This window comes from Yoonia sp. (genome assembly GCF_046498525.1).
GTDB lineage: Bacteria > Pseudomonadota > Alphaproteobacteria > Rhodobacterales > Rhodobacteraceae > Yoonia.
The window spans coordinates 1-10,252 of the sequence record NZ_JAWOAN010000239.1 but is presented as its reverse complement, the minus strand read 5'-3'; the positions used below and the strand labels follow the sequence as shown (position 1 = coordinate 10,252).

The 10,252-nt window shown below is 57.8% G+C and carries 9 protein-coding genes; 8 read left to right on the top strand and 1 reads right to left on the bottom strand.

Annotated features, from left to right (window positions below):
• The 8 genes from R6T97_RS14505 to R6T97_RS14470 form a co-directional block, all read left to right on the top strand.
• Window positions 1-480, top strand: a 480-nt coding sequence (locus R6T97_RS14505) for an NADH-quinone oxidoreductase subunit J (protein ID WP_410350006.1), incomplete at its 5' end; no start/stop codon positions are given.
• A gap of 55 nt (window positions 481-535) precedes the next feature.
• Entirely contained in the window at window positions 536-841 is a 306-nt protein-coding gene (gene nuoK / locus R6T97_RS14500; RefSeq protein WP_306164457.1) for an NADH-quinone oxidoreductase subunit NuoK, read from the top strand.
• A gap of 5 nt (window positions 842-846) precedes the next feature.
• Window positions 847-2,934, top strand: coding sequence for an NADH-quinone oxidoreductase subunit L (gene nuoL, locus R6T97_RS14495; RefSeq protein ID WP_410350005.1), 2,088 nt, complete (start codon window positions 847-849; stop codon window positions 2,932-2,934).
• Window positions 2,934-4,475 carry an NADH-quinone oxidoreductase subunit M gene (locus R6T97_RS14490; RefSeq protein WP_410350004.1) on the top strand — a complete coding sequence of 514 codons (1,542 nt, stop codon included), beginning with the start codon at window positions 2,934-2,936 and terminating at the stop codon, window positions 4,473-4,475. The genes nuoL and R6T97_RS14490 overlap by 1 nt, the downstream gene beginning before the upstream one ends.
• A gap of 12 nt (window positions 4,476-4,487) precedes the next feature.
• Window positions 4,488-5,924, top strand: coding sequence for an NADH-quinone oxidoreductase subunit NuoN (gene nuoN, locus R6T97_RS14485; RefSeq protein ID WP_410350003.1), 1,437 nt, complete (start codon window positions 4,488-4,490; stop codon window positions 5,922-5,924).
• Window positions 5,914-6,675, top strand: coding sequence for a biotin--[acetyl-CoA-carboxylase] ligase (locus R6T97_RS14480; RefSeq protein ID WP_410350002.1), 762 nt, complete (start codon window positions 5,914-5,916; stop codon window positions 6,673-6,675). The genes nuoN and R6T97_RS14480 overlap by 11 nt, the downstream gene beginning before the upstream one ends.
• A gap of 14 nt (window positions 6,676-6,689) precedes the next feature.
• Window positions 6,690-7,463, top strand: coding sequence for a type III pantothenate kinase (locus R6T97_RS14475; protein WP_410350001.1), 774 nt, complete (start codon window positions 6,690-6,692; stop codon window positions 7,461-7,463).
• Window positions 7,460-9,124 (top strand): ribonuclease J, encoded by a 1,665-nt coding sequence (locus R6T97_RS14470; protein WP_410350000.1) that lies wholly within the window; start codon window positions 7,460-7,462, stop codon window positions 9,122-9,124. Before R6T97_RS14475 ends, R6T97_RS14470 begins: the two co-directional genes overlap by 4 nt.
• A 33-nt stretch (window positions 9,125-9,157) precedes the next feature.
• Here the strand turns inward: R6T97_RS14470 and R6T97_RS14465 are convergent.
• Window positions 9,158-10,252 (bottom strand): DEAD/DEAH box helicase (locus R6T97_RS14465; RefSeq protein ID WP_410349999.1); only part of this gene is annotated, 1,095 nt, incomplete at its 5' end.

The following is a 10,252-nucleotide window of genomic DNA, read 5'->3' as shown; positions in this document are numbered from 1 at the left end:
GCCGGTCTTTTCGTGACCTTGGGGGCCGAATTCGTAGCGATGTTGCTGATTATCGTCTATGTGGGCGCGGTTGCGGTGCTGTTTCTTTTCGTTGTGATGATGCTTGACGTGGATTTCGCGGAACTGAAGGCGGAAATGACGAAATATCTGCCGTTGGCGCTGCTGATTGGCGTCGTGATCATGATGCAACTGGCGCTGGCCTTTGGCGTCTGGGGCTACTCTGACGGGGTCGAGGGACGGATCGCGGCTCCAGCCGGTGATCTCGATAACACCCGTGCGCTGGGTATGCTGATCTATGACAAATATATCCTGTTGTTCCAGCTTTCGGGGCTGATCCTGCTGGTTGCGATGATCGGTGCCATTGTACTGACGTTGCGCCACCGTGTTGACATCAAACGCCAGAACGTGTTGGCGCAGATGTACCGCGATCCGGCCAAGGCGATGGAACTCAAGGATGTCAAACCGGGGCAGGGCCTGTAATGAAAGATTTTTCGCGAAAAATCTTCACCGCGAACCAGATCGAAGGACTGTCCTCATGATCGGACTTGAACATTATCTCACAGTGGCGGCTACCCTGTTTGTCATCGGTATCTTCGGGTTGTTCCTGAACCGCAAGAACGTGATCATCCTGCTGATGAGCATCGAACTGATGCTTCTGGCGGTGAACATCAACCTTGTGGCGTTCTCCAGCTATCTGGGTGATCTGGTCGGTCAGGTCTTTACTCTGTTCGTGCTGACCGTCGCCGCCGCCGAGGCTGCGATCGGCCTTGCGATCCTTGTGTGTTTCTTCCGCAACCGTGGAACCATCGACGTTGAAGACGTCAACGTGATGAAGGGTTAAGACCAATGGAAACCATCATCCTATTCGCCCCGCTGGTGGGGGCCATACTCTGCGGTTTCGGTTGGAAGCTGATCGGTGAGACAGCCGCGCAATGGACCGCGACAAGCCTTCTGTTTCTTGCCGCGATTCTGTCGTGGGTCGTGTTCCTGACATTTGATCCTTCTGCGCATCCCGACGGCACCTACACCGTCAACATCCTGCGCTGGATCGAAAGCGGTACGCTCAGCACGGACTGGGCGATCCGCATGGACCGCCTGACCACGATCATGCTGATCGTGATCAACACGGTGTCGGCCCTCGTGCACCTGTATTCATTCGGCTACATGGCCCATGACGAGAATTTCAAAGAACACGAAAGCTACCGGCCACGTTTCTTTGCCTATCTGTCGTTCTTTACTTTCGCGATGCTGATGCTGGTGACTGCCGACAACCTTGTGCAGATGTTCTTTGGCTGGGAAGGCGTAGGCGCCGCCTCCTACCTGCTGATCGGTTTCTACTACCGCAAGCCGTCTGCCGGTGCGGCAGCGATCAAGGCCTTTGTGGTCAATCGCGTGGGTGATTTCGGTTTCGCGCTGGGTATTTTTGCGCTGTTCCTTGTTACTGACAGCGTCCGGTTTGACGATATCTTTGCCGCCATTCCTGATCTACAGGACCATGCGATCACTTTCATGTGGCGTGACTGGAATACGCTGAACCTGATTGCCTTCCTGCTGTTTGTCGGTGCGATGGGTAAATCGGCCCAGCTCTTCCTGCACACGTGGCTGCCTGACGCGATGGAAGGCCCGACACCTGTGTCGGCCCTGATTCACGCTGCGACCATGGTCACCGCCGGTGTTTTCCTTGTTTGCCGCATGTCACCGCTGATGGAATATGCCGAGGCGACGACGACATTCATCGTCTTTCTTGGTGCGACAACTGCATTTTTTGCAGCCACCGTCGGTCTGGTCCAGAACGATATCAAGCGCGTAATCGCTTATTCCACCTGTTCGCAGCTTGGCTACATGTTCGTCGCCGCCGGCCTTGGCGTTTATTCGGTTGCGATGTTCCACCTGCTGACACACGCTTTCTTCAAGGCGATGCTGTTCCTTGGGGCCGGTTCGGTCATTCACGCGATGCACCACGAACAGGACATGCGGAACTATGGCGGGTTGCGCCATAAGATCCCCAAGACCTTCTGGATGATGATGATCGGCACGCTGGCGATTACGGGCGTCGGTATTCCGCTTCTTTATGTGGGCTTCCCGATTGGTTTTGCAGGTTTCGTGTCCAAGGACGCCATCATCGAAAGCGCCTATGCAGCCACCGCTGGCGGCTATGCGTTCTGGATGCTTGTCGTGGCGGCGCTGATGACCAGTTTCTACAGCTGGCGTCTGATGTTCCTGACCTTCTACGGCACCCCGCGCGGTGACAAGCACACCCATGACCATGCCCATGAGAGCCCTAATTCCATGCTGGTGCCGCTTTATATTCTGGCCGTTGGCGCGGTGTTTTCCGGCATGGTCTGGTACGGCTCTTTCTTCGGGTCCAACGATAAGGTCGGCAAGTTCTTCGGGGTGCCATATGCGGAAGCCTCCGAGAATGGCGAAGCGGCAGCCGAAGGTGATCACGGCAAGGCCCACTACAACCTTGTCGGCGCACCCGGTGAAGGGGCGATCCACAACAGCCCCGACAACCATGTGCTGAACGACGCGCATGAGGTGCCTGTCTGGGTCAAGCTCGCACCGTTCGTTGCAATGCTTGCAGGCTTCGGTCTGGCATATCAGATGTATATCCGCCGTCCCGACTGGCCTGCGAAACTGGCCAAGCAACAGGCCCCCCTGTATCAGTTTCTGCTGCACAAATGGTACTTTGACGAAATCTACGATTTCATCTTCGTACGCCCCGCATTCGCCTTGGGCCGCATCCTGTGGAAGCAGGGTGACACCAAGACAATCGATGGCGGCATCAATGGTGTCGCTATGGGCATCGTCCCGTTTCTCACGCGCCTCGCCGGGCGCGCGCAGTCGGGCTACATCTTTAGCTATGTCTTTGCGATGGTTCTGGGCATCGCGGTCCTTCTCACCTGGATGACGCTGTTCGGGGGAGCGAACTAATGGGCAATATTCTTTCACTCACAACGTTCCTGCCGCTCCTGGGCGCGGTCATTCTCGCGCTGTTCCTGCGCGGTGAAGATGAGGCCGCACAGCGCAATGCGAAATGGGTGGCGCTGGTCACGACGGCGGTGACGTTCATTTGCTCGCTCTTTATTCTGGGCAACTTCAACGCTGCCGACACCGGTTTCCAGATGGTGGAAACCCGCGACTGGCTGCTGGGGCTGCAATACAAGATGGGTGTCGATGGTATTTCGATCCTGTTTGTGATGCTGACCACCTTCCTGATGCCGTTGGTGATCGCGTCCTGCTGGGACGTGAAAACGCGGGTCAAGGAATACATGATCGCTTTCCTGATCCTCGAAACACTGATGCTGGGCGTGTTCCTCGCGCTTGATCTGGTGTTGTTCTACCTCTTCTTCGAGGCAGGTCTGATCCCGATGTTCCTGATCATCGGTATCTGGGGTGGCAAGAACCGGATTTACGCATCCTTCAAGTTCTTCCTTTATACCTTCCTTGGTTCGGTGCTCATGCTTGTTGCCATGGTGGCGATGTTCTCTGCTGCTGGTACGACCGACATTCCGACGCTGATGACACATACTTTCGGCACCGAAAACTTCAGCTTGTTGGGTGTGCAGATCGTCGGTGGGATGCAAACGCTGCTGTGGCTGGCGTTCTTCGCAAGCTTCGCGGTGAAAATGCCGATGTGGCCGGTCCACACGTGGTTGCCGGATGCGCACGTGCAGGCACCAACGGCGGGTTCTGTGGTGCTCGCCGCGATTCTTTTGAAAATGGGCGGCTACGGCTTTCTGCGCTTCAGCCTGCCGATGTTCCCTGTCGGCTCCGAGGTGATGGGGCCGCTGGTTCTGACACTTTCCGCCATCGCCATTGTCTATACCTCACTGGTGGCACTTGTGCAGGAAGACATGAAAAAGCTGATTGCCTATTCGTCTGTCGCCCATATGGGATACGTGACCATGGGTATCTTTGCGGTGAACCAGCAGGGCATCGACGGTGCGATTTTCCAGATGATCAGCCACGGCTTTATTTCCGGTGCGCTGTTTCTGTGTGTCGGCGTGATCTATGACCGGATGCACACCCGCGAGATTGACGCCTATGGTGGCTTGGTCAACCGGATGCCGGCCTATGCGCTGATCTTCATGTTCTTCACGATGGCAAACGTGGGTTTGCCGGGCACATCGGGCTTTGTCGGTGAATTCCTTGTTCTGATGGGCATCTTTCAGGTGAACACATGGATCGCCGTTTTCGCGACATCCGGTGTGATCCTGTCGGCGGCTTATGCGCTGTGGCTCTATCGCCGCGTCGTCTTCGGCGACCTGATCAAGGAAAGCCTCAAGACGATCAAGGATATGACCACGCGCGAGCGGATGATCTTTGCGCCGCTGGTGGCGATGACGCTGCTCTTGGGTGTCTACCCTGCACTGGTCCTCGATATTATCGGCCCGAGCGTATCCGCGCTTGTCGGCAACTATGAAACTGCACTGGCAACCTTCGAGGCCGCCACGCAGTTCGCTTCGAATTAAGGAAAGCCCGTTATGATTGGCGCTGATATCCAAATCCTGATGCCCGAGATTGTGCTGGCGGTCTATGCCATGGGCGCATTGATGGCCGCAGTCTACACCACCAAAGACGGCATGGCCCCCCTGTTGACATGGGCGACATCCGGTCTGTTCGTGCTGCTGGCGGTCTGGATCGCCATCAACGGGCAGGGCACGAATATTGCCTTTGGCGGTATGTTCGTGGATGACGGATTCGCGCGGTTCTCCAAGGTTGTGATCCTTGTATCGGCCGCTGCAGTCCTTCTGATGTCGGAAAACTACATGCAGCGGCGCGGGTTGCTGCGGTTTGAATACCCTATTTTGGTGGCACTTGCCGTTGTCGGCATGATGGTCATGGTATCGGCGGGCGATCTGATGGCGCTATACATGGGGCTCGAATTGCAGTCGCTGGCGCTTTATGTGGTGGCATCCCTGCGCCGAGACAGCGTGAAATCGACCGAAGCGGGCCTGAAATACTTTGTTCTTGGCGCGCTGTCTTCCGGTTTGCTGCTTTATGGTGCATCGCTGACCTATGGCTTTGCAGGCACCACGCTCTTTGCGGGTATCATAGAGGCCACGGCGGACGAACCTTCGCTTGGCCTGCTGTTCGGTCTTGTGTTCCTGATCGCGGGTTTTGCCTTCAAGGTCTCCGCGGCCCCGTTCCACATGTGGACACCGGACGTCTATGAAGGCTCGCCCACGCCGGTCACGGCCTTCTTTGCAACCGCGCCCAAGGTCGCTGCGATGGCCCTGTTTGCGCGTGTTGTTCATGACGCATTCGGTGGCATTGTCGGCGACTGGCAGCAGATTGTGGCGTTCCTTGCCGTGGCGTCCATGTTCCTTGGCGGGATCGCTGCGATCGGGCAGCGCGATATCAAACGCCTGATGGCCTATTCCTCTATCGCGCATATGGGCTTTGCGCTGATGGGACTGGCCGCAGGTACCGCGTTTGGTGTGCAGGCGATGCTGATCTACATGGCGATTTATGTGACCATGAACATCGGCACTTTCGCCTTTATCCTCGCGATGGAGCGTGACGGGCGGCCTGTGACGAATATTGACAGCCTCAAGATGTATTCCAAGCAGCAACCGCTGCGTGCGCTTGCGATGCTGGTACTGCTGTTCAGCCTTGCAGGTGTGCCGCCGATGGTCGGATTCTTCGGCAAATTCTACGTGCTGCGTGCGGCCTATGACGGCGGGTTGGCATGGCTGGCGGTGGCGGGTGTGATCGCATCGGTGATCGGTGCCTTCTACTATCTGCGCATCGTTTATTACATGTACTTCGGCGAAGAGGGCGAACAGCTCGACGGCAAGATGAATCCAGTTTTATGGATCTTTTTGATGGGTTCTGCTGCGGTGATGTTGCTTGGGGTCGTGAACCTTTTCGGGATCGAGCCTATCGCTGCAGCAGCGGCAGCGACGCTTGTCAACTAACGCGGCAGGGCATGGGCCATGGCCGGAAGGCTATGCCTGCGTCGTGCTTGACACTGTTGACAGCACCATGGCCGAAGCAGCGCGGCAGGTAAAAAATATCGACCGCCCCACATGGATCATGGCAAAAACCCAGACTGCGGCCCGTGGTCGGCGCGGGCGGGCATGGGTTGTGCCAGCGGGAAACCTGAACGCCTCACTGATCTTCAAGCCCGAAGCGACCGCAGCCGAAGCGGCCAAAAGGTCTTTCCTTGCGGCCAATGCGCTTTATCAGGCGCTGGCCATTTATGTGCCCACCGAAAAGCTTGCGCTCAAATGGCCCAATGATGTCTTGCTGTCAGGGGGCAAGGTTGCGGGAATTCTGTTGGAAAGCAGCGGGCAGGGCCCTTTCGTGGATTGGCTGTCGATCGGGATCGGCGTCAACCTGCGCCATGCACCCAAAGGGGTGCAGAACGCCAGTTTTCCACCCACCTGTCTGGCTGATGCGGGTGGCGGCGAGGTGGACCCGCTGGATTTTCTGTCCACACTTGCCGACGCCTATGCCACGCAAGAGGCGAAGCTGCTGCGCCTTGGCTTTAGCCGCATCCGCGACGACTGGATGTCCAATGCCGCACGCTTGGGTGAAGTGATCACAGCGCGCACGGGCCGCGAGGATGTAACCGGCATCTTTGACAGCATCGACGGTGACGGCAACCTTGTCCTGATTACCGGCACCGGCCCTCGGGCGATATCGGCAGCAGACGTGTTTTTCTAAGAGGAGGCGGCCCTATGCTTTTGGCGATCGACTGCGGCAACACCAACACCGTGTTTGCAATCTGGGACGGCGACGAATTCATCGCGACATGGCGCACCAGCACTGAATGGCAGCGCACGGCGGATCAATACTATGTCTGGCTGTCCACGCTGATGCGGTTTCAGGAGGTCGATGTGATGATCGACGAGGTCATCATCAGCTCGACCGTGCCGCGTGTGGTCTGGAACCTGCGGGTCTTTGCGGATCGCTACTATAACTGCCGTCCCATCGTCGTGGGCAAACCGGAGTGTCTGTTACCAGCACAGCCGCGCGTTGATGAAGGCACGCAAGTGGGGCCGGACCGTCTGGTCAATGCTGCGGGGGCCTATGACCGGCACGGGGGCAACCTGATTGTCGTTGATTTCGGGACGGCGACGACCTTTGATGTGGTGGCCGAAGATGGTGCCTACGTCGGCGGTGTCATCGCGCCGGGTGTGAACCTGTCGCTTGAGGCGCTGCACAGCGCCGCAGCCGCGCTTCCGCACGTAGATATCACCGTACCGCAGGCTGTGATCGGCACCAATACGGTGGCTTGCATGCAATCAGGTATCTTTTGGGGTTACATCGGGCTGGTGCGTGAGATATGCGCGCGGATCAAGGCAGAGCGCGGCATCCCGATGCAGGTCATCTCGACCGGCGGTTTGGCGCCACTTTTCCAACAGTCCGAACCGTTGTTTGACGCGTTCGAGGACGATCTGACAATTCACGGACTGACCGTGATCCATACGTACAACAAGGATAACGCATGAACGACCGCCTGATCTATCTACCACTTGGAGGCGCCGGTGAAATCGGCATGAACGCCTATGTCTACGGTTACGGAAAGCCGGGCAAAGAGCGGCTGATCGTGGTCGATCTGGGTGTGACCTTTCCCGATATGGACGGCTCTCCGGGGGTGGACCTGATCCTGCCTGACATTTCATGGCTCGAGGCGCGCAAGGCGCAGATCGAAGGTATCTTCATCACCCATGCGCATGAAGACCACGTCGGTGCGATCGGCCACTATTGGGAACGGCTTGGCGCACCCGTATACGCGCGCGCCTTCACTGCCAATATCGCCCGGCGCAAGCTTGAAGAACACGGGCATCCGCCATCGGTCGTCAAGGTCGTGGGTGTGTACCCTGAAATGATCAAATGCGGGCCATTGACGGTCTCTTACCTGCCGATCAGCCATTCGATTCCCGAAAGTGCGGGTCTGTTGATCGACACACCCGAAGGTCGCGTTCTGCACTCGGGCGACTTCAAGATCGATGAAACCCCCGTGGTCGGTGACCCGTGGAACGAGGCGCTTTGGGAAGAGGTGTCAAAGGACGGCATCAAGGCGCTGGTTTGCGACAGTACAAACGTCTTTTCGCTTGATCCGGGGCGGTCCGAATCCTCTATCGGCGATGCAATCGTGGACATGATGAAAGAGGCGACCGGCATGGTCGTGGCGACGACATTTGCCTCCAACATCGCACGTTTGAAGACGCTGGCGATTGCTGCCCAAAAGGCGGATCGTTCGGTTGTCCTGCTGGGCCGCGCGATGCGCCGCATGGTCGAAGCGGCGACCGAGGTGGGGATTCTCGAAGGGTTCCCTCCTGTCGTATCCCCCGAAGATGCGCTGCAAATGCCCCGTGAAAACGTGATGTTGCTGGTGACAGGCTCTCAGGGTGAACGGCGTGCGGCCTCGGCGCAACTGGCGCAGGGCAATTACATGGGGATCAAGCTGAAGGATGGGGATACGTTCCTCTTTTCCTCCAAGACCATCCCCGGCAACGAACGCGGCGTAATCCGCATCATGAACCAGATGTCCGAACTGGGTGTCGATGTGATTGACGATGCGGGCGGCAAATATCACGTGTCCGGCCACGCCAACCGCCCTGATCTGGAGCGGCTGCACCAGATTACCAAACCGCAAACGCTCATCCCGATGCACGGTGAACACCGGCACTTGCGCGAACATGTCAAGCTGGCTGCGCAAAGCGGCCTGTCGGGTATCGTCGCCGTCAACGGCATGATGATCGACCTGTCCGGCAATCAGCCCACCGTGGCCGAATATATCGAAACGGGGCGCACCTATCTGGACGGTTCCGTGCAGATCGGCGCGCTGGACGGCGTGGTGCGCGACCGTATTCGCATGGCACTGAACGGGCATCTGATCGTGACGCTGATCATCGATGAAAACGACGAACCGCTGGGCGACCCTTGGGTTGAAATCATGGGCTTGCCCGAAACGGGCCGGAACAACGCCGCCCTGGTCGATGTCGTCGAAGAAGACCTGAGCCAGTTCGTGAATCGCGCCAATGCGAAAACGCTGCGCGACGACGACAAGCTCGAAAAAGAGCTCAAGATGATCGCACGCCGTTCCGCGCAGGCCGAAATCGGCAAGAAGCCGGAAGTGACCGTGATTATAAGCAGGCTGGGGTAAGTGTGGTGTCGGGGGTCTACCCCGACACGCCTTCTACTCTTTCGCGCGCTCGGCAAAGCTCTTGGCGATAAACGCGGGCGTCTCTTCACCCATGCCGACGACCTCGGTTTCGTTGCGCCCACGTCCGCGGCCACTGCGCCCACGGTCCTGTCTGGGCGTTTCGTCGCGCTGTGGCTGCTCTTGGGGTTCCGGCTTTTCGTCCTGCGGCGCGGCTTCGGCAGGTTTTTCCGCGACCTTCACATCAGGTGCTTCGTCTTTTCTGCGGCGGCTGCGGGTGCGCTTTGGCTTTTCTTCGGCCTGCTGCGGTTTGTCATCCTGTGCAGGCACACTGCCCAGAGGGCTTTCCAGACGCGGGATTGTCTCGTTCACAAGACGTTCCACATCCTCGAGGTTTTTGTCGTCCTTTGGCATGCAGATCATGATCGCGGTGCCTGTGCGGCCTGCGCGACCGGTGCGCCCGATCCGGTGCACATAGTCTTCGGCATGGCTGGGCACGTCATAGTTAAAGACATGCGTGACCGCCGGAATATCCAGACCGCGTGCGGCCACATCAGATGCCACAAGAAAGCGCAGCTTGTTATCGCGGAAGCTTTCCAGCGTGCGGGTCCGGTGCGACTGGTCCAGATCGCCGTGGATCGGGGCGGCATCATAGCCGTATTTGTTCAGTGATTTCGCAACGATATCGACATCCGACTTGCGGTTGCAAAAAATGATCGCGTTGGTGCAGGCGTCGCCTTCGGCGTCGATCAGCTTGCGCAGCAATTCGCGCTTTTCCGCCGGCTCCTTGGGCTTTGATGTTCCTTTGAACATCACGACACCCTGTTTGATGTTCACATTCGTCGTTGCCGCGCGGGCGACTTCGATCTTGGCAGGGTTCGACAGGAACGTGTTGGTGATTCTCTCGATCTCGGGCGCCATCGTGGCGCTGAAAAACAGCGTCTGGCGCGTAAACGGCGTGCGTTTGAAGATTTCCTCGATATCGGGGATGAACCCCATGTCGAGCATCCGGTCGGCCTCGTCCACCACCATGATCTTCACATCAGTCAGAATCAGCTTGCCGCGCTCCAGATGGTCGAGCAAACGGCCCGGTGTGGCGATCAGCACATCGACGCCTTTGTCGATGATCTT